The 17,550-nt window shown below is 57.0% G+C and carries 18 protein-coding genes and 1 tRNA gene; 11 read left to right on the top strand and 8 right to left on the bottom strand.

The window, feature by feature from the left end; genetic code table 11:
* Positions 1–34: 34 nt before the first annotated feature.
* The 5 genes from infA (at position 35) to ACH196_RS10185 (ending at position 3,132) form a co-directional block, all read left to right on the top strand.
* Positions 35–253 (top strand): translation initiation factor IF-1, encoded by a 219-nt coding sequence (gene infA, locus ACH196_RS10205; RefSeq protein ID WP_308060069.1) that lies wholly within the window; start codon positions 35–37, stop codon positions 251–253.
* A gap of 25 nt (positions 254–278) precedes the next feature.
* Complete coding sequence (locus ACH196_RS10200; RefSeq protein WP_396646774.1) at positions 279–908, top strand: Maf-like protein; 630 nt, start codon at positions 279–281, stop codon at positions 906–908.
* Positions 905–1,117, top strand: coding sequence for a DNA gyrase inhibitor YacG (yacG, locus tag ACH196_RS10195; protein ID WP_396646773.1), 213 nt, complete (start codon positions 905–907; stop codon positions 1,115–1,117). The genes ACH196_RS10200 and yacG overlap by 4 nt, the downstream gene beginning before the upstream one ends.
* Positions 1,118–1,323: 206 nt before the next feature.
* Positions 1,324–1,399 (top strand) — tRNA-Phe (locus ACH196_RS10190).
* 110 nt (positions 1,400–1,509) lie between these two features.
* Positions 1,510–3,132: a site-specific integrase gene (locus ACH196_RS10185; protein ID WP_396646772.1), complete on the top strand. Its 1,623-nt coding sequence runs from the start codon at positions 1,510–1,512 to the stop codon at positions 3,130–3,132.
* Positions 3,133–3,321: 189 nt separating this feature from the next.
* Here the strand turns inward: ACH196_RS10185 and ACH196_RS10180 are convergent, their stop codons facing one another.
* From ACH196_RS10180 to ACH196_RS10165, 4 genes are all read right to left on the bottom strand, one after another.
* Complete coding sequence (locus ACH196_RS10180; protein ID WP_396646771.1) at positions 3,322–4,617, bottom strand: hypothetical protein; 1,296 nt, start codon at positions 4,615–4,617, stop codon at positions 3,322–3,324.
* 101 nt (positions 4,618–4,718) lie between these two features.
* On the bottom strand, positions 4,719–5,627 hold the full coding sequence (locus ACH196_RS10175; protein WP_396646770.1) for a DUF2971 domain-containing protein: 909 nt from the start codon (positions 5,625–5,627) through the stop codon (positions 4,719–4,721).
* A gap of 46 nt (positions 5,628–5,673) precedes the next feature.
* Entirely contained in the window at positions 5,674–6,948 is a 1,275-nt protein-coding gene (locus ACH196_RS10170) for a hypothetical protein (RefSeq protein WP_396646769.1), read from the bottom strand.
* A 210-nt stretch (positions 6,949–7,158) separates the two neighbouring features.
* Positions 7,159–7,722, bottom strand: coding sequence for a hypothetical protein (locus tag ACH196_RS10165; protein WP_396646768.1), 564 nt, complete (start codon positions 7,720–7,722; stop codon positions 7,159–7,161).
* Positions 7,723–8,941: 1,219 nt separating this feature from the next.
* Here ACH196_RS10165 and ACH196_RS10160 point away from each other — a divergent pair.
* Positions 8,942–9,490, top strand: a complete 549-nt coding sequence (locus tag ACH196_RS10160; RefSeq protein WP_396646767.1) for a hypothetical protein — start codon at positions 8,942–8,944, stop codon at positions 9,488–9,490.
* A gap of 57 nt (positions 9,491–9,547) precedes the next feature.
* On the opposite strand, the gene ACH196_RS10155 is transcribed toward ACH196_RS10160, so the two are convergent.
* Entirely contained in the window at positions 9,548–9,946 is a 399-nt protein-coding gene (locus ACH196_RS10155) for a hypothetical protein (RefSeq protein ID WP_396646766.1), read from the bottom strand.
* A gap of 403 nt (positions 9,947–10,349) precedes the next feature.
* Between ACH196_RS10155 and ACH196_RS10150 the strand changes: the two genes are divergently transcribed.
* Positions 10,350–11,060 (top strand): hypothetical protein, encoded by a 711-nt coding sequence (locus ACH196_RS10150; RefSeq protein WP_396646765.1) that lies wholly within the window; start codon positions 10,350–10,352, stop codon positions 11,058–11,060.
* Positions 11,061–11,202: 142 nt separating this feature from the next.
* On the opposite strand, the gene ACH196_RS10145 is transcribed toward ACH196_RS10150, so the two are convergent.
* A complete protein-coding gene (locus tag ACH196_RS10145; protein ID WP_396646764.1) occupies positions 11,203–11,784 on the bottom strand; it encodes a recombinase family protein in 582 nt (193 codons plus the stop codon).
* A 477-nt stretch (positions 11,785–12,261) separates the two neighbouring features.
* Here ACH196_RS10145 and ACH196_RS10140 point away from each other — a divergent pair, with 477 nt between their 5' ends.
* From ACH196_RS10140 to ACH196_RS10130, 3 genes are all read left to right on the top strand, one after another.
* Positions 12,262–13,080 (top strand): hypothetical protein, encoded by an 819-nt coding sequence (locus ACH196_RS10140; RefSeq protein WP_396646763.1) that lies wholly within the window; start codon positions 12,262–12,264, stop codon positions 13,078–13,080.
* 468 nt (positions 13,081–13,548) lie between these two features.
* Entirely contained in the window at positions 13,549–13,980 is a 432-nt protein-coding gene (locus tag ACH196_RS10135) for a helix-turn-helix domain-containing protein (protein WP_396646762.1), read from the top strand.
* A 10-nt stretch (positions 13,981–13,990) separates the two neighbouring features.
* Positions 13,991–14,137, top strand: coding sequence for a hypothetical protein (locus ACH196_RS10130; protein WP_396646761.1), 147 nt, complete (start codon positions 13,991–13,993; stop codon positions 14,135–14,137).
* Between the two features lie 12 nt (positions 14,138–14,149).
* Here the strand turns inward: ACH196_RS10130 and ACH196_RS10125 are convergent, their stop codons facing one another.
* Together ACH196_RS10125 and ACH196_RS10120 are read right to left on the bottom strand one after the other, a co-directional pair.
* Positions 14,150–14,809: a hypothetical protein gene (locus ACH196_RS10125; RefSeq protein ID WP_396646760.1), complete on the bottom strand. Its 660-nt coding sequence runs from the start codon at positions 14,807–14,809 to the stop codon at positions 14,150–14,152.
* A gap of 64 nt (positions 14,810–14,873) precedes the next feature.
* Positions 14,874–15,683 carry a hypothetical protein gene (locus ACH196_RS10120; RefSeq protein WP_396646759.1) on the bottom strand — a complete coding sequence of 270 codons (810 nt, stop codon included), beginning with the start codon at positions 15,681–15,683 and terminating at the stop codon, positions 14,874–14,876.
* Positions 15,684–16,454: 771 nt separating this feature from the next.
* Here ACH196_RS10120 and ACH196_RS10115 point away from each other — a divergent pair.
* Entirely contained in the window at positions 16,455–17,528 is a 1,074-nt protein-coding gene (locus tag ACH196_RS10115; RefSeq protein ID WP_396646758.1) for a serine hydrolase domain-containing protein, read from the top strand.
* The last annotated feature ends 22 nt before the right edge of the window (positions 17,529–17,550 follow it).

Genomic DNA, 17,550 nt, shown 5'->3' with positions numbered 1-17,550 from the left:
CCGCCCGGACGCACAATCCAAGCAAAGGTAGCGAATGCCGAAGGAAGAAGTCCTCGAGTTTCCGGGTATGGTCACAGAACTGCTCCCCAACGCCATGTTCCGGGTGAAACTCGAAAACGAACACGAGATCATCGCCCATACGGCGGGCCGCATGCGCAAGAACCGCATCCGCGTGCTGACCGGCGACAAGGTGCTGGTCGAAATGACGCCCTACGATCTCACCAAGGGCCGCATCACCTACCGTTTCAAGTGACCTTGCCGGTCGGCTTCGCTTTGCGATGAGCACTTTCCAGAAGCTCGTGCTCGCATCCGGCTCGCCGCGCAGGATCGAGTTGCTGCAGCAGGCCGGCATCGAGCCGGACCGTATCTTCCCCGCCGATGTCGACGAGACCCCGCAGCGCGCCGAGCATCCGCGCTCGCTGGCCAAACGCCTGTCCCGCGCCAAGGCCGAGAAGGCGTTCGAGGCGCTGAAGGAGGACGTCGAACTGGCGAACGCCTTTATTCTTGCCGCCGACACGGTGGTGGCCGTCGGCCGCCGCATCCTGCCGAAGGCGGAGATCACCGAGGAGGCGTCCAATTGCCTCAAGCTGTTGTCGGGGCGGGCTCACAGGGTTTATTCCGGCGTCTGCCTGATCGCGCCGGGAGGCAAGATCCGCCAGCGCCTGGTCGAGACGCGCGTGCGCTTCAAGCGTTTTTCGCGCGAGGACCTGGAGAGCTATCTCGCCTCCGGCGAATGGCGCGGCAAGGCCGGCGCCTACGCCGTGCAGGGCCTGGCGGGAAGCTTCGTTGTGAAAATGGTCGGCTCCTACACCAATGTCGTCGGCCTGCCGCTCTACGAGACAGTCGGGCTTCTGACCGCCGACGGTTTCAACGTACACTTCAACTGGCTGTCGGGACGCGGCGCATGACCACCGACGGCGGAAAAATCACGCCGCTCCGGCCAAAACGCCCCTGCCCCGAATGCGGCCGGCCGTCTGTACGCGACACCTACCCGTTCTGCTCGACACGCTGCAAGAACGTCGACCTCAACCGCTGGCTTACCGGCGCCTATGTCATCCGCGCACGCGACGACGAGGATGAGGACGGCGGGCCGAATGACGAAAAAGGTGCCGGCTGACGGTACCCGAAGACAGCAGCATGCGCCGGCTCCAGCCGCGCATCCGCCGGTCGAACACTGAGCGAAACAGGAAATTCGGCTAAGTTGGGTTCTCGGCATCACAGGTGCTGGACAGCCAAGAATCCCATGCTATAACCCAGCCGCTTTCGTCGGTTCGCCCCGGCGATCCTGCGGGGCCGGTATGTCATCCGGTTCCCGGGACAGATGCCCAGGTAGCTCAGTTGGTAGAGCAGCGGACTGAAAATCCGCGTGTCGGTGGTTCGATTCCGCCCCTGGGCACCATTTGATCTGAGCAACCAGCCGGATCAATTAGTTAAGCCCTTTCAAGCTGTTGCGCTCGCCAATGTGTGTTACAAAGGTGTGCAACAATGCTCTTTCGACTGGTTCGCCCTATGAAGCGCAAGGGTACGCTCCGGCAGCAGTTCGTCCAACGCATCCCGGCTGACCTCAAAGCCCTTGTGGTGGGTAGGAAGCTCTTGGTGCCAGTTGGCGAAGAGTTTGTCCCCATCACCATCTCCCCCAAGATGGACGCAATCCGGCTGTCTTTGCGCACCTCAGTGCCATCCGAGGTGAAAAACCGACAGGCTCAGGTGGCGGGCTACGTTGAAGGTGTTTGGGAAGCCATGCGGACGAAAGGGCCAGTCTCCTTAGGTCAGCGTGACGCAACCGCCTTAGCTGGCGAGTTCTATCATGCATGGGCCGATGGGCGGGGGGAGCGCCGAACCTCTGTCCAGCAGTTGCCGGATGGTAGCTGGCATGTTGACGATGAAGTGCCGGACAACGTGCCCGAAGAGTGGCAGGCTGTGATCGACCATATGGCAGACTTGGGGGAAGCCGAACGGGCTTCTGAGCTTGAACGCTCCTTCGGGTCTATCATCGACAGGATGCTCTTGCAGCGCGGCATCGCGGAGGTCACCGCCACGAGTCGGCAACTGATCCTTGAGGCATTCCGCAAGGCGCTTATCGACGCCGCAGAGAACCGGCAGCGCAACGCCAGTGGCGACTACTCACCGGATGCCAAGGCCACACGGTTTCCGCAATGGGAGAGTCCTGTTGCTTCCTCACGCCGCAGCCAAAGCGTACCCAAGATTTCCATCATCGGATTGGCGGAGGATTGGTGGAAAGAGGCGAAGGCAGCCGGTCGGTCTATCAGCACCTATGAAAGCTACCGTAGCGCCGCCCATCGGCTGGCCGACTTCCTCAAGCATGACGACGCGGCAACCGTGAAGCCGAGCGATATTGTGGCCTTCAAAGACCACAGGCTGGCGAACGGAATTAGCAGCAAGACGGTTGGTGATAGCGATCTTTCGGCGCTTCGCAGGCTGTTCGGTTGGGCGGTCGACAATCTTAAGCTCGTCACCAATCCCGCCGCCCATGTGAAGGTGCAACGGGCCAAGCAGGTCCGCATACGGTCGAAGGGATTTACGGAGCAAGAAGCTCAAGCAATCCTCCGACACAGCCGCGACCACCAACGCGGGCAGGAAAGCGCCCATGTGGCCGCCGCTAAGCGCTGGGTGCCGTGGCTATGCGCCTATACAGGTGCCCGTCTAGGGGAGATGGTGCAGCTTCGGAAGCAGGACGTTAGGCGAGAGGGAGATTGCTGGATTGTCACCATCACCCCGGAAGCCGGCACGGTGAAGGACAAGGAGGCGCGGGAGGTTGTCCTTCACGGCCACCTTGTGGATTTAGGCTTTCCAGACTTCGTGAAGGCGGCAAAGCACGGCCATCTCTTCCTCAGACCAAACGAGACTGGCGAAATCAGAGGAGCTTGGCGTAGCGTTAAGAACCGCCTCAGTGAGTTCGCCAGAGAGGTTGTGGACGATCCGGCGGTAGCACCGAATCACGGCTGGCGGCATCTCTTCAAAACGATTGGCCGAGAGAACGGGATAGCAGACAGCGTGCTTGATGGTATCTGCGGCCACGCCCCTTCCAGTGTTGGCGGAAGTTACGGCGGGGTGAGCTTGAAGGCGCAGCGTGATGCCTTCGCGAAGTTCCCTAGGTTCGTTGTCAAGTAGTGGCCCGTGCACCAGCCCACAGGCAGCACCATTTCGGATAGCCCACAGCGCCATCGGTTGGGACGCGGTTCAACCCGTGACGAAATCATAGCTACAGGCTGTTCAAGTGTCGCTCCCCACTCCCATCGCCGAAGCGAGGACTTCGACATTTGCGGTGCGCCGGGAAATTTTTCAAACTGCATTATGGCGTCATGGCCATTCGGCCACAATCGGTCCCAGCCCCATCGACGGGATGGTTCCAAGTCCCTCGTGCTTCGATATCAAATCCGCATATGGGTCGTCTTGGGGGGTAAAAAGATCACCGAAGATATGCTTTCTAAGGCATTTTACAGTGATAGCTTCGAGGTCGTCCATTAGATCACGGTCGAACGTTCGGTAGTAATCGCGATATTTACTCGACAAATAAACGTCTGGCACCGCGCCATGGAGAACGAGATTCCGTAACACCATCATTGAATCAATGTTCGCCTCAATATTTAGGTTACAAATCGTTCCTACGATTCCATTCTTCATCTTTGCGGTTGCGGCACCAGCCCCGGATTGCCCGTAAATAGCATCCAGCGCCATAAACAATACCGGGCACCTCTCGACCTTGTCTAGGAACCACGCTCGAAAGAAATATTCCAACGCGTTTCGTTTGTGCCGGTCGGGCTTCTCCGGCGAATCGATGATCCTAGCCAGTTCCAACAACCACGGTTTATCGTCCGCACGAATTACGATCTTGGCACCAATCGGGGGGGTGTGCGGACTGCTGGAAGCCGTCCAAGCTTTGTCGGAAAACCCGCAATAGTTCTGCACGCAAGAACGCAACGTAAAGCTCCATCGCTCTCTTTGAATAGGTGCGAGCGCTATCGCTCCCAAGACGATTCGCTTAGTCTTTTTCGCCGCCTCCTCGACCGCTGCTTCGACCCCAAGCCAAGCACCGACATCATTCTTGGACGCCGGGGAGCCCGTAAATGGTGGCATCTGTTCCGAGTTTATCTTCTTCAAATCCAACCACGTAGGCAGGTGGTCCGGAAGCGCCTGGGGGCGGATGAGGAAAAAGGCATCCGAAATGAAGTCGTCGGCAACACTCATCGGGGTTACAGGAAACACCAAAAGCTGACCCTTTGGTCTGAAAATTTCGGAGACCGCAAGTGCTGCGGCCAAGTCGAGCTTGCCGCTGTTGGACATCTTCACTGCCATTGACTCGCTGAATTTTTGGTCGTGAAGCCGCTCCGACGAAATCAGATGATAGTGATCCCGGAAGAAGGCTCGAAGTCGCTCCTTCACGCCTCCTATTGAAATTGTGGCGAGATAACTTGGACCAGCCTCTCGAAGCACTAGGGCGGCTGGCGTGAGTGCAGTGGGCTTGAGGAAGACAAGGGTCTGAAACGCTCGACTTACGTTCCATCGGGGGACCACGCGCGTCTCTACGTATTCCATCATACGGTCAGCCGCCCGCTCGACAAAGTACGCCCCAAGCAGGAGATCGATGACTTGCATATGAAGCTCGTGGTCGGTCATAATATGCCGTACTTCACAGTTTGGGGTCCAGCCGACCCAGTGTGGCGCTTCGATAGTTTTGCCCGCGCGATGGTGACGCCTCACGTAAGAGCGACGAGAGATTCAGCCATTGTTCCCCCTTGCCCTCGGGTTCTTTTGTATATTGGAACGTGGCGAAATGGTCCCCCCGCTGCGATACTGACAGCCTCGGCAATGGTGTCCTCGGTTGCCTTGTAGCCGAAGACGATGGAGTGGAAAGCGTCAGGGGGAATCTTAAAAAGAAAAATTCCCACATGCGGTTGCGTATCGGCGTTTACTAGTTTTTCGATCATTCGCCATTCGCATTCGTGCGCCCATGTGGAGCGCTTCCGGAACAAAAGTGCGTCCGGGATATCTGCGATGATCCCTCTGCGGAGTTGGTCTTTCGATAGGCTAATTCCTGCCAAACGTACCATGCCTTGATTGACTGATACGTAAATCGACTTTTCAGAATACTCCACCGGTCGCAGCCGACTATCGAAAAATGGGTGAGATTTATGAAATCTGACACATACGCCGCTGTGATCGCCGGCATAGTAAGCCCACATCGGCTCGGCCGTGCTTGTTGATAGGCTAAAGATGCCTAACGTCTCATCCGCACGTTGACGGGCAAGGCTTACCGCGCGGTCGGCGTAGGCGCGATCAAGCTCCTCGATAGTCTCAAAGGCTTCCTCACGAAGCTCAGGCACCTTCGCTGGCCAAAGTCCGGGAACCGTGCGGTGATCCATGCGATGGCCGAAAGGCATCAATGCGAACCGGCGGACGAACTCATCATCGTTGAGCGATTTCGCGACAACACTACCCGCCATGCGGGCACGTGCGACAGCGAAGTCTTCTGGCGCATAATCCTCAAAGAGCACAACGGGGAGGGCTTCTTCCGGATCGTTTAGGGCGCTCGGTTGCGTGAAGCGAAATAGGCCATTTCCGAAGAATTTTGTATGAGGCGCATACTTGAATATGAGTTCTCCCATTCCCGCCCATCCGCCGCCTGAGACTCAATGCGCTACAATCGCAGGCCTACAGTTTCACGGCCACCGATATCTCTTTCCCGGTAACATCTAAGCACGCCTTTCTCATTGCCTCCCGCGCCTCCTCCTCCCTCTGCGCCGGCACCATCATCCCATCATGCATGGGCAGCGCAGGGATACCCCGATGACGTGCGAGGCTCAGCAAAGCGGCCACCATGATACGACTCTCAGTGAACATGAGGTTCAGCGCGAAGTCCGCGCCAAAGAGTGGCACTAAGGCCGGATGCTTCATGGTGACGGCATCGCGAAGCCGCCTTGCGGTCCATCCCGGAGGAAGCTTCTCTTTCACCTCTGAGGACAGCTTCCGCATTTCCTGCCGTGTCGATAGGAGCGCCGAAAGCCCCGCCTTCGCGCCAGCCCGATGCTTCTCCAGACCCGGAATTGCATAGAGGTCGCCTTCCGGGGGCTCAAGGCCAAGATGGATATAGGCCAGCCGGGGGAACATGCTGGCGAAGTCCAAGTCAACAATCGGCTCCCCGTTGATGCGGAGGCCAGCCCTGTCTACTTTCGGCAAGTTGACCCAGAAGGCACCATAAAGCCGCCCGTGAAGATTGAACCGGTGAGGCGCATCGAAGGAGCGCAGGAGGAAGCGCCGGGACAGCGTGACGTTGGCTTGCCGCTCGCCATGAAGTTCGATGCACTGGCGGGAGAGGAAGCGGTTGATCTCCATCACCTCCTCCCGCATCGCCTTGGTCTCTGCCGTATCCTCGTAGTCCACCAATTCGGAGCGCAGCGGCTTGCCCCTTTCGCTCCGCCCCATGCGGGCTTTGAGGATCAGCACTTCGCGGCCTTCAAGCTCCTTGATGTCAGCATGGCGAATCTCAGGGTTGCTCAATGCAGCCAGAAGATCCCCCTTGGCGACAATGCCAGTGCGCCGCTTATGGAAATGTGCGGGGTGCTTGATGAGGAAGCCTTGCGCGGCCATGCAGTCGATTATCGGGCCGACTTGGCGGAAGCCTTCGCGCTCATACCGGGAGGACTTCGCGTGCTCGACAGGCACGGCTATGCGGTCGGCTTTGTGGGTGCTCCGGTGGAACCGATAGAGGTTGGCGATGATGGTGGAGACGACCGTTGCGACCCTATGCACTTGGTCAGCCTTGGGGCGTCGCGCTCTCGGCTGGGCTTCAAGATAGAGCGTTGCGATGCGGTCCACCACGGTTGCCAATAGCGGCCCATCGCAGGCCAGCCAAGAGTTGAACCAGAAGTCTGGGGAGGGATCATCGGTATCACCTCCCTCATCCTCCACCGCTTGAAGGTCGCTCAAGCTACGGCCTCTTTGAGCCAGCCAGGAGGGACACCAGAAGCCATATGCGGCGGGCTAAGGATGATGCCGATTGGCGGCTCAACGGTGCCGCTTGGCTGCTGTTCGATGCTGCCGTAACGATGCTTCCCGCCCCGCCCGGAGCCGCCGCGATGTGAACATATGCTGATGCGGAAGGCCGCCCTAGACCAGCCGTACGAGTGGTCACCTCGCTCATGTCGGAGCCGCCCTCCTTGGCAGCACGATCGTCGCATGTCGCCAACCCGGCAAGTGCGACGGATGCGGGCCATAGCGCTCCCTTCTGGCGTCGATGATGGCGGTGGAAAATGATGCCAGACCATCGCAAGCCTTCTCCAGGGTCTCCCCAATGCGCCGCAGGACCAATCCTGATGAGCGAGGATAGGCGTGCAGTGCGTAGGGCACCATCCGACCGTCACGAGTCTCAATGTTCCATGAACGATGGGTGCCACTGGCGAGCCTGTGGACGGCCTTGGCGGCTTGGACGATCCGGAACTCGCGGACCCGATGGCTGCCCTGGTCATCCTCTATGAGCGCCGCCGTGGCCAGATAGATGGCGATAATGCGGTCTGGCGATATCTTAGCTTCCCTGAGCCGGGCGAAGGCGACCTGAGCCTTGTAGGCGGCTGAGCGGCCCCTAAGGTTGTTCGCCGGATCGACGGGGCCGGACATGGCTAGCTTCACGTTGATCTCTTGCCATGCCGCGAAAACAATCGGGTGACCGTCATTGGCCTTGAGCCAGCTTTCGGCGCACTTCACGTAGGGCTTGAGGTCAGCCGCACGATAGCCGGGGTGCCAATGCGAGCCGTGCCGTGCCTTTCGCTGGACATGGTAGGTGCAATGGAATTGCTGGACAGGCCGGTGCTTTGGGGCGGCTACGGGCCGACCACAGCCGAAGATTGCGCAACGGCGGGGTGCTTGAGGGTTGCCCCAGAGCGTTGCGCCCTGGGGTCCCTGTAAACGATCTCCTTTCACGACTGGCCTGCCTCACGGAGTTTGGCATAGCCCAACGTCTTGGCCGCTTTCTTCATGGCCTTGGCTATGGATTCTTCTGGCGCATGGACCACCGTCAGCCGAATGTCCTTACTGTTTGCGAGTTGGAGAACGGTTCGCCCGGCGGCTGCACACTTGGAATCTCGGCCGTTTGAGTTTGCGAAGTCCGAGTGGAAAAGGTTCACCAGGTCGAGAAGGGAGATTCCTACTGTGAGGTCATCCCCGCTTTCGCAACTTTGTACTGCCATTCGAACGGCTTCGATGTACCCGATCCAATGGGTCCAATTTGCCTCAGTGTTGATCCCGTGGACCGTGTCCGATCCGGGGCGAGGGTCCTCAAGCGAGCCTTCCACAAACGTGACGGAGGATACCGTAACGCCCTTTTGGCGTGGGAAGGGAGGGAAGCAAGAGGACGTGGCGAGCGCCATACGGCACCGCTGGGGGGAAGACGCTTGTAGATCAAGCGCCTTTGGCGTTGCGGCCAACAGGATGGCCACGGAGCGAACTCCATTTCGTGAACATAAGGTTCTCCATATTTCTGGAGCGGGAGGTGGCGAACGGCAGAGCGTCGCCGGTTTGGGGGTGCGCTAAGGCGCAACAAGCTCCAAAGGAGCTAGGGGCTGCTTTTATTGCAGTAAGCAAATCATGCCACACATAGTGCGCCGCAGCAATAGGCGAGATCGCTTTGATCTTTCAGCCTATTTCGACAGCGCCAGTGGCGTTTCTCAAAGACGCCCGCTATGATCACTGCGAGCGCAGACGCGGCGTTCCGGGGCGTGGAAACCCTGAGCCTAGCGGTACGGTGTCAACCGGAATGACATCGATCCTCGACTTTTGGTCGGGGAGCCTGTGGCGTATGTCCAGGTTCTCTGAACTAAAGGCCGCAGGGACCAGCCTAGGCTCGGTTTTCCAACTCCCCGATCAGGGTCAGGGAGGCAAGCTTGCGGGGGCGTACCGCAGGCAAATGCCTCAACGGGGGAACGCCATGGCAGACGACAGGATTGACCGCCCGTTCCCGGCAGACGAGGAGGAGCGGCAGATGATCCTTGCGAAGTTGAGGCCAAAGGTCGAGTGGGACCCGAAGACCGAAACAATGAGAGGGCTTTTCGAGCTATTGGTCCTCTATGTCGGCATGGTGGCATTCGCGCTGGGCGTTGCAACTGCGGTCGATTGGACTATGCGCGAAGTGATCACGTCCGTGGAATGGAAATGGCGGATAGGAATTGCCGTCGTGTTCTTCCTAGGAACGATAGTGGTGATCAACCAAAGCTTCGATGGGGAGGACGGCGAGCGCCGCCGCGCAAATGCCGAACGTCTGGCACGCCGGTACGGCTACCCGATCACGCTTGCGGTCGGACTTTGGGGCGGCACGTTGCTCCAAGAACACTGGTCCACCACCTCTCAGCTAGGCGAGGCAAAGGACGCCGCAGTCCGGGCCTGCCTACAGTTGCCGAAATGCGTGACTCTGGCGGGGGTGCTAAACGATGACGATCCGGTCCAATGGATCATTGATCCCCCTAAAGTTGCGCAATAGCCGGGTGTAGGGTAGCCGCAAAATGACCGCAGCCATGAAGCTCCGATGTCAGCGCACTTACTTTTCTACCGTGTAGGTGCCGTTGGCTTCATCTTTGCCGGCCGTAACAATAAACGCACGAGCTTTCCGTGTTATGTCGTTCCCGCTCTCTAGCCGCCGAGTAACGGTCCCTGATGTACCGTCCTGAATTCCGTCGGCTCCGTCGGTGATGAATTTTACTTCAACGTCACCCTTGGAGCAATGAACAGTAATAACAGGATAATTTGGGAACCCTCCGCCAATCTCATACGGCGTGATGGACTCGTTCGCACCTACTGCCCATTCTCCATTTGTAAGCATCGTATAGCATCCCTTTAGAATTTCACCAGCGATTGCAATCTCATATATGTTGCGCTCCGATGCAAGTGAAAATGGGACTCTTTTAATCTGGTCTGAGATGGGAGCATCACATTTCAAGACGTTTCCACCTCCGCAGATGTTTCCGTTACATCAAGACATGATAGGGACGGGTCAGGGCAGGTTTCGGGATGGTGTCATGGAGCCTCCCTATCGCCTACGCAGTGCTCGTTAACTCGTCTATCGTCGTCTGGCGCTAGCGATGGGGGATTGATGAATGAATTATGAGCTATTGCGCGGAGAATCGATCTGCTGCTTGCTGCGTATATTCAAAAGCGTATCCCGGATAGGACGGTTTAATAATCCTCCACAGCCCAGTACGCCCAAGGTCGCACCCCGATGCCGCGATCCGGGCTGAATATGAGGCGACTGGAACGCTCGCCAAGCGAGTGGAGACAACGATATCTTCACGGAATGGCCGTGAGGCTATTCACAATGCGACCGCCGCCTTGAAGGAAGCACGATGTTTGAACTTCGCTTCGGAAATCCGCCAGAGCCGCCGCCTATGCCGGCTACCAACGATAGCGTGCTCGATTTTCTAACGCTCTTCGTAACACTCGTGGGGTCTATCGCGTGGCCAGTGGCCGTGGTCGTCGTCGTACTTGTATTCCGTAAACAGTTGGTGAAGCTAGTGGGACGAATAATTGCCCTTAGCGGACCAGCAGGGATTACAGCCACGTTCGCCGACGAACTGGAAAAGACCCGCGATGCTGCCGAACATGCTCCTCAGACACAACTACCCCCTCCAGCACCAGGTCTGGAAGAAAACGACCCGTTTTTGGCGCTTGCGAAGAATTATCCCGAGGCAGCCGTAATGAACTCATACAAGGAGATAGAACGCGTTTTCGAGGCCTTGAATGATAAACTAGGGCGGCGCTTCCCCTCGGTGGTTGTCATGGATTCATTGCGCAAAGTCGGTGCTATCACATCCGAAATCTATAAGCTTTTTTATCAACTGAGGGTCACGCGTAACGCAGCCGTGCATTCCGAGCGTCCCATTACCCCCGGCGAGGCACTTGAATATCGAACGCTGGTACAAAGACTGGTGGAAGAGCTTGAAGGCGTTTTGCCCAAACTCCCAGACTATGAACCTGAGTTAGCGACATTGATCGAGCGTTCTTATCAGAGGAGGCTGGGACCTGGCCGGGCAAACACTGGCAGGAGCGCATTGTAGCTCGCCGACTGATGACCAGAACAAAGGGTGCTAAGCGGGACAAGTCGCCGGTAGCAATGCCGGCACCCCAAAGAGGAGCACAATCCGTTGGTATCACCTGGCGTACCGCAGTTGAATTGGGAGGCTCTGGACTGCCGGCTTCCTACGCGGCCTCCTCATGCCCATTCTCCGCCACGATGCGGAAGTAGCTTGCCCTGCTTATCCCTAGCGCCGTCACTATGTCATTTGCGGACTTACCCTCTGCCCGCAACCTCATCACCATCTCCGCCTTGGCGCGGGCGGTAGGCTGGCGACCCTTATACTTGCCGTCTGCCTTGGCCTTGGTAATGCCCTCACGCTGGCGCTCAAGCATTAGCTCCCGCTCAAATTCCGCTATGGAGGCGAGCAGGTTCATCATAAGCTTCCCCGTGGGTGTCCCCGTATCGAGGTTCATGGCGAGGATGCGAAGCTCTACCCCCTTCCTCCTCAGTTCCCCGGTGATGGTGATGAGGTCAGCTACGGAACGGGCTAGGCGGTCAAGCTTGGTTACTACCATGATGTCCCCCTCCCGCACCCACTCAAGGGCGGCTCGAAGCTGGGGGCGGGTGGCGGCGACTGAGGATAGTTCCTCGCTGAACACCTTCGTGCAGCCCGCGCCGGCGAGGTCGCGAAGCTGGGCTTGAAACCCGGCTTTCTGGTCGGCGGTCGAGGTTCGGGCATAGCCGATGAGGACGGGAGCGGACATGGTAGAGGTCTCCATTGAGAAACATCATGTGAGACCATTATGCGAGACTTGTGAGCGAAACGTCAAGAGACTACTTGTGTGAGACTAATTTCGGTGCGTTCATGCGGACTCACACGGGCTTGGTCATGTGAGACAGGCCCTCTTAGCGCGAGGTTATCGTTCCCCCGGCTTTCTATAGCGCGAGGGGTGGCACGGGGGGGTTGTCACCGCCGCGCTTGATGGGTCCACCTCTTAAATGAGCGACCCCATTTTCCAGTTGGCACCTCGGCTCAAAGGCCACATAACGGCTCTGCCCAAGCAGCACTTGAACAAGTGGATAAAAGGAAGTTTGTGGCTGCTGTGTGAGCGACCTTGTGAGTTCCCCCTTCACTTGGCTATCAAGCGAGCATACTTCCATTATCTCGCATCTGGCGGCAACGCATATGGGCGCTTGCCGGTCGACACGGGCTGGTTGATCCTATCGCTGGGAGCGTGAACTTGGGAACCAAGCCAAAAACCCGCTTTGGTGTGATCTTTGAAGGTGCGAAGCGTGAACTTTTCTCCGTTCGGGAACTCGACAATGGCGACCTGTCAATTTTTTTCAAAGCCCCGCCGTTCTACGACTTCCTCGATGGTCGAAGCGAAAAAACGTTAGAACACCGCTATTCCTTCCATCGCAGCCTCAACAGCACTCCACCCGCCATCACTCTAATGAGGACCGTTGCTCTTGAAGGCGGCCAGATTATACGAACGTCACAACTTAGATGGAGAGCGGGCGAATCGTTTTCAACCATGGTGTTTGCTAGAGCGTGTCCAACATTGCGCCCTGAACACTATATTATGAAAGAACGTCCGAAAGATACCGTGATACTCTTGTATCCTATCGACATAGGACGGACAACTCTGTTCTACCATGTCGTGGTGACGGACACCTCGCTCGATCCGGTGATTTTCAGACGTTCGGGATTGTGGGTCACTTCGGAGACGTTCGGCCATTTCAAGCTAGTAGTCCTTTCCGGATTCTTCCTCATTCTGCCATTTCATCGCGGCTTCGTATCTCATGCTATGACTAGCAAGATGAGAGTCGATGGGCAGGAAATAGGTGCGGATTTGCCGCCGATCGATCTAGGCAATGTGTCGCCCGAGAGGTTGCTGATCGATATCGGTCGAATGACCACCCTCCTTGCTGAGGGGTTGGCGGAGCGCCATATCTCATACATTCGTGAGCAACGGTATGCCGAACGCTTTGTGACAGAGACGCGCCAATTGTTGAGTCTCCGTCCAGTCCCAACCCCGCCTGATTTGCCTCGGCGTTAAGAGGCCAGGCAGTTAGCCATCTGGGCGTGCGGACGCTAGTTGGCGGATGCAACAGCGGGAGGCAGTTTCACGGCCTGCACCAAGGCCCGGTTAGCCTTTTCCGCGTCCACCCCCAGCGTAGCCATGTTGGCTAAGGTCGAGCGCCTCCGGCTCGCTGCCTATGTGTCCGACCACCCACGTTAGGGTCCACTCATCAAAGCCTTAGGCACCGGCAAGCCGGGCATCGCGAACCTTGCGGATGAACCAGCGGCGGAAGACGTGGAAAACCGCTTTAAAATCGCTTTTGCCGTTTCTGCGGCCGATCACCCTACGCCTCGGCGGTATCTCGTGATGCGTTTCATGGCGGCACCGCCCAAAGGCACCTCAGGTTCCCCGGCCTAATGAACACAACCCAAAAAACGCGACATAATTGTCACCGCAAGATAAACAGACTTAACCTTAAGATAGATAAGTGCTAGCAAACAGGGCATGAACGCACAATCGCTTGCCACAATCGTGAATGACGGTCCGCTTGTCGGCTTTCGAATTTCGGAACGATGGGGGCTAGTTGCCGAGATTGGCTACCAAGCGGTGCCGGATGTCTTGATACTCAGACAAAGCGAGCTTGGACTGACCAGCGCCGAGTTGAACGTCATGCTCAATCTCACGGCCCACTGGTGGCGCTCGCAAGATTTCGTGTTTCCAGGTGCCGCGACGATCGCCCGCAGAATGAACGTAACCCAGCGAACCGTACAACGGATCATTAGTTCGTTGGCAAGAAAGGGGTTCATACGCAAATGCCGTACGGCAAAAGGCGAAATCTTCTTTGACCTAGCTCCCTTGAAAGAAAAACTCATCCCTTTGGCCGAAAAGTCGCTGAGGGAGAAGCGCCAAATGCGTCTCCTCCGAGAAATGGGGTAACGAGGCCACCATGGACAAGCTCGAAGTCGCGGTCTGGGGTCTTCAGGTACGAGCTGAAGGGTCAATTGGCATCATCGGTGCCGTTCTCGTTGTCATATTTGCGCTGTTCGTCATCCGATATGCACGGAGGCCGCGCATCGATCGACCTGATCGTTAGTCTTGATACGATTTACAAAGGCTCGTCGAGACAACACTGAGGTAGGTCTGGATTCAGAGAAAGCAGCACAGATTGAAAAGTTCTATAAGTTTCAATGAATGCAGGATTGTATTCGAATTCGTGATAGTGCAAATGTTGGCCTACGTCAAATCGATCAAGATGAACTTTATCCCGCAAGTTTGTTATCCGCTCAAGACGGGCGGCTAGTTCGGCCTTACTTATCGCTGGAGGATTTGCGCCCTGAAGTGCCTCAATACGAACCTGCTTTCGCCATTGGGGAGTGCCAACTGTATCGCGAGGAAAGGCGACGCCATTTCTGGCCATATAGTCGGCTCTCACAAGATACGAACCGATTCCTTCCAGGATCGAATGTGCGGTTGTACAAAATTGATGGATGAGAATTGGTGATAGTCCTCCGTGCAGCGTCGATCTTCCAGGATTGGCCACCTGCACCTCTCGATTGTGCAAAAGCAGACCTGCGTAAAATTCCAAGGCCTGAAAGCGATATCCGATATTTCGCTTTTGCACAGGCGTCATAGTGAAATTCGGGTTTTGTGCCGCACGAACGCCCGACAAATAATGGACCCAACTGTCGACCGAAACGATGCCCGCAAACCCAAGGCGGTAGTCTTCGATCACTTGATCAGGGCTAACCGCATGCAACCTTGTCATCACTCATCACCCTGATTGGAATCAGCAGTCCAATAATGCTGAGATTGCTGGGACCTGCCGGCGTTCATTCGTTAACCTGCGGGTCAGTAGCCCTCTCCTCGACGCCAGCGCATTGATCGCGGAGCACTATGACTTCCCGTTCGATGACTTCGATCTCCGCCTGCGAAAGACCTGCGAACTCGCTGTTGGCAACCGCCCTGTAGCGAGCGCCGTCCCTGGCGTTTGATGCGCGATTGAAAAGTCCTGTAAACGCCCGTGGAATATTTCCTAATTTTCCCCATCGATTGATTCCGCTTGCAATAGCGGCGTGCTTCTTAGAACCCTTTTTGATACTTGTATGAAGTTCGAGATGGACACGGGACAGGAGTTCGGACGCACTAAAAATGTTGTCGAGTGCGACTGCGGTGTGTCCTCGGGCATTTGCTTCTTTTGCTGCCATCAAGAACTCCTCAGCACGATCAATTTTGCTGCGAGCGGATTTGCGCCCGTAAATGAAGCTGAACGCCATCCGCCAGCCAGAGCCCAAACGCATTACCGTAAAATGTCCATGATCCAGTTCGTCTTCAGGCAAATCAAAGCGTTCGATTTCCTCAAGTGCGAAGGGACGCGTTTGACCAAGCTCCTCCGGTTGGAGAGGCGTTTTGAGTCGGGCCGCCAGCCGCACTTCTTCATTGAAGCGCACTATGGCTCCGCCGTCCGAAGGGAATAAGACTTGTGCCGCTGTGACCCTCATCGGAGTTTTCACCGTTCCGGCGGCGACGCGTCGGTTAAGCTCAGGCTTGAAGTAAACTTCCTGGAAATTATCGAACACTTTTTGCCCGAAATCTGTGTCCGGAATCGGTGCGACACTTGTCACATCTTCTCGCGTTTCCATCATTGCCCCGCCGCTAGCGTCACCACCTCGATGATATATGAGATGGCGAGCAAGCGAAATCAGAACTAGCTCTCTGACGGTCTAACGTTTCGAGCATGTGTTTCATCACTGTGTTACAACACCTAGACGACGACGCTAAAACCCGTTATATATCAATGCCATGGGGCTTTCCGAGCGCAATCCGCCCCTGGGCACCAGCTAATCCCATGAAATCGCTAGGTTTTCAGTTTTCGGAAATCCCAGAATTTTGGGAATGGAAAGCGTATCTGTGCAACACAGAAACCGCCACAGACTGGAGAGGCTAATTTATGGCTAAGCGACCATCGGGCAGCGACCGGTGGCGCTGAAACCGCCAAACATGGTTCAAAAGCGAAGGGCTGCGACGTCAGCCTCGGCGGATGGGTCGATCCTCGCTCACGACGTTCGAAGCCGCGGCAGAGTATTGCCCGAGTGAAAAAAGCAAGCTCGAATTCCGTCATCTGCTCTTTAGGTGATAGGAGGAAAGCTGCTGTGGCGATCGAGAAGATCACATGGTCGAACAGAAATTCGCCCATGCTCTGGGACCTACAGTCGACGGAAGGTTGGCCGGCGATCGACGCGCGAGGCGGTGCTTCTCCAGTCTATAAATGATATTGACAGTTTCGTGGACATTCTTCGGGCAATGTGGAACTAGGTTCATCCTGCTGCCTAACTAGCGAGAGTCAGATGATCGATCTCGCGTCTTGTACGCTACGAGGATGCACCATATGCATAGCGCTTATGGCAACGTCGATGGTCTCGGCGCAGTCGGAGACGGCCGATGCCCAAGTGCAACGTGGCCTGCAGCAACTTGTCGAAGCCGAGGATGGACCGCCTGGCGCTATCGTCACCCTATTTCGCGATGGAGATTTGACGGTTCTGAGTGCAGGTCGGGCGGATGTCATGTCAGACGATACGCCGCAAGCCGACCAGTACATGCGCATCGCCAGCATCACCAAGGCATTCAGCGCCGCTGTGGCGCTTCATCTGGTCCAAGAGGGCCAACTCACCCTCGACGACACCATCGGCCGGCACCTTCCGAATCTCCCTGCGGCGTGGTCGGCCGTCACGATTCGCCAGGCGCTGAACCATACCAGCGGACTGCCTGATTACTTGCGCTCCAAAGGCATCGCCGACTATGTGGCATCGAACCCTCGTGGCTACGTGCACCCCAACCAGATCATCGACTGGGTTCGCGAAGAGCCGCTCGACTTCGCCCCCGGCTCTCAATACGCCTACTCGAATACCGACAACATCGTTGTCGGCCTGATCTCCGAAGCGGTTACTAAGAAGTCCTATGGAGCGCTGCTGCAGGACATTGTGTTTGGCCCTGCCAACCTCACTCACACGAGTTTTCCGACGACAGACATCTCGTTGCCGTCGCCGGCCATCCGCGGCTACGTCGTCGAGCCCGGATCAGAGCCAAACGACGTGACGAGCTTCCTCAGCCCCAGCGGGGCGTGGGCTTCTGGCGCCATCGTGTCGACCCCAAGCGAGTTGTCCGCGTTCATAAGGGCAGACCTCGGGATGAAGTTCTTCGGCCCGGCCCAGCAGGTGCAACAGATGCAGTTCGTTTCAGGTGATTCCAGCCCGCCCGGACCCGGATTGAACGAGTCCGGTCTCGGGCTGTTCCGGTACACTACACCCTGCGGGGTCGTTTACGGCCACACCGGCAACTTCCCGGGCTACACGCAGTGGGCAGCGTCAACCGCCGACGGAACGCGTTCCGTCACCACTACGCTGAATATCCCGGCGCCGGACGGCGCGCTGCTCGATCGCTTGAGGAAAGTACAGGCCGAAGCGGTTTGCGCGCTGATGGGCCGTTGAGCGTGCATTTGACGTTGATATG

The organism is Mesorhizobium sp. IMUNJ 23232, from assembly GCF_044326205.1.
Taxonomy (GTDB): Bacteria; Pseudomonadota; Alphaproteobacteria; order Rhizobiales; family Rhizobiaceae; genus Kumtagia.
This window is presented reverse-complemented; position numbering and strand designations above follow the sequence as displayed.

What these genes read in the sequence shown, in the direction of transcription:
- infA (WP_308060069.1), top strand. Translation starts at nt 35, where the DNA reads ATGCCGAAGGAAGAAGTCCTCGAGTTTCCGGGTATGGTCACAGAACTG.
- ACH196_RS10200 (WP_396646774.1), top strand. Translation starts at nt 279, where the DNA reads ATGAGCACTTTCCAGAAGCTCGTGCTCGCATCCGGCTCGCCGCGCAGG.
- yacG (WP_396646773.1), top strand. Translation starts at nt 905, where the DNA reads ATGACCACCGACGGCGGAAAAATCACGCCGCTCCGGCCAAAACGCCCC.
- ACH196_RS10185 (WP_396646772.1), top strand. Translation starts at nt 1,510, where the DNA reads ATGAAGCGCAAGGGTACGCTCCGGCAGCAGTTCGTCCAACGCATCCCG.
- ACH196_RS10180 (WP_396646771.1), bottom strand. Translation starts at nt 4,617, where the DNA reads ATGCAAGTCATCGATCTCCTGCTTGGGGCGTACTTTGTCGAGCGGGCG.
- ACH196_RS10175 (WP_396646770.1), bottom strand. Translation starts at nt 5,627, where the DNA reads ATGGGAGAACTCATATTCAAGTATGCGCCTCATACAAAATTCTTCGGA.
- ACH196_RS10160 (WP_396646767.1), top strand. Translation starts at nt 8,942, where the DNA reads ATGGCAGACGACAGGATTGACCGCCCGTTCCCGGCAGACGAGGAGGAG.
- ACH196_RS10150 (WP_396646765.1), top strand. Translation starts at nt 10,350, where the DNA reads ATGTTTGAACTTCGCTTCGGAAATCCGCCAGAGCCGCCGCCTATGCCG.
- ACH196_RS10145 (WP_396646764.1), bottom strand. Translation starts at nt 11,784, where the DNA reads ATGTCCGCTCCCGTCCTCATCGGCTATGCCCGAACCTCGACCGCCGAC.
- ACH196_RS10135 (WP_396646762.1), top strand. Translation starts at nt 13,549, where the DNA reads ATGAACGCACAATCGCTTGCCACAATCGTGAATGACGGTCCGCTTGTC.
- ACH196_RS10130 (WP_396646761.1), top strand. Translation starts at nt 13,991, where the DNA reads ATGGACAAGCTCGAAGTCGCGGTCTGGGGTCTTCAGGTACGAGCTGAA.
- ACH196_RS10125 (WP_396646760.1), bottom strand. Translation starts at nt 14,809, where the DNA reads ATGACAAGGTTGCATGCGGTTAGCCCTGATCAAGTGATCGAAGACTAC.
- ACH196_RS10120 (WP_396646759.1), bottom strand. Translation starts at nt 15,683, where the DNA reads ATGGAAACGCGAGAAGATGTGACAAGTGTCGCACCGATTCCGGACACA.
- ACH196_RS10115 (WP_396646758.1), top strand. Translation starts at nt 16,455, where the DNA reads ATGGTCTCGGCGCAGTCGGAGACGGCCGATGCCCAAGTGCAACGTGGC.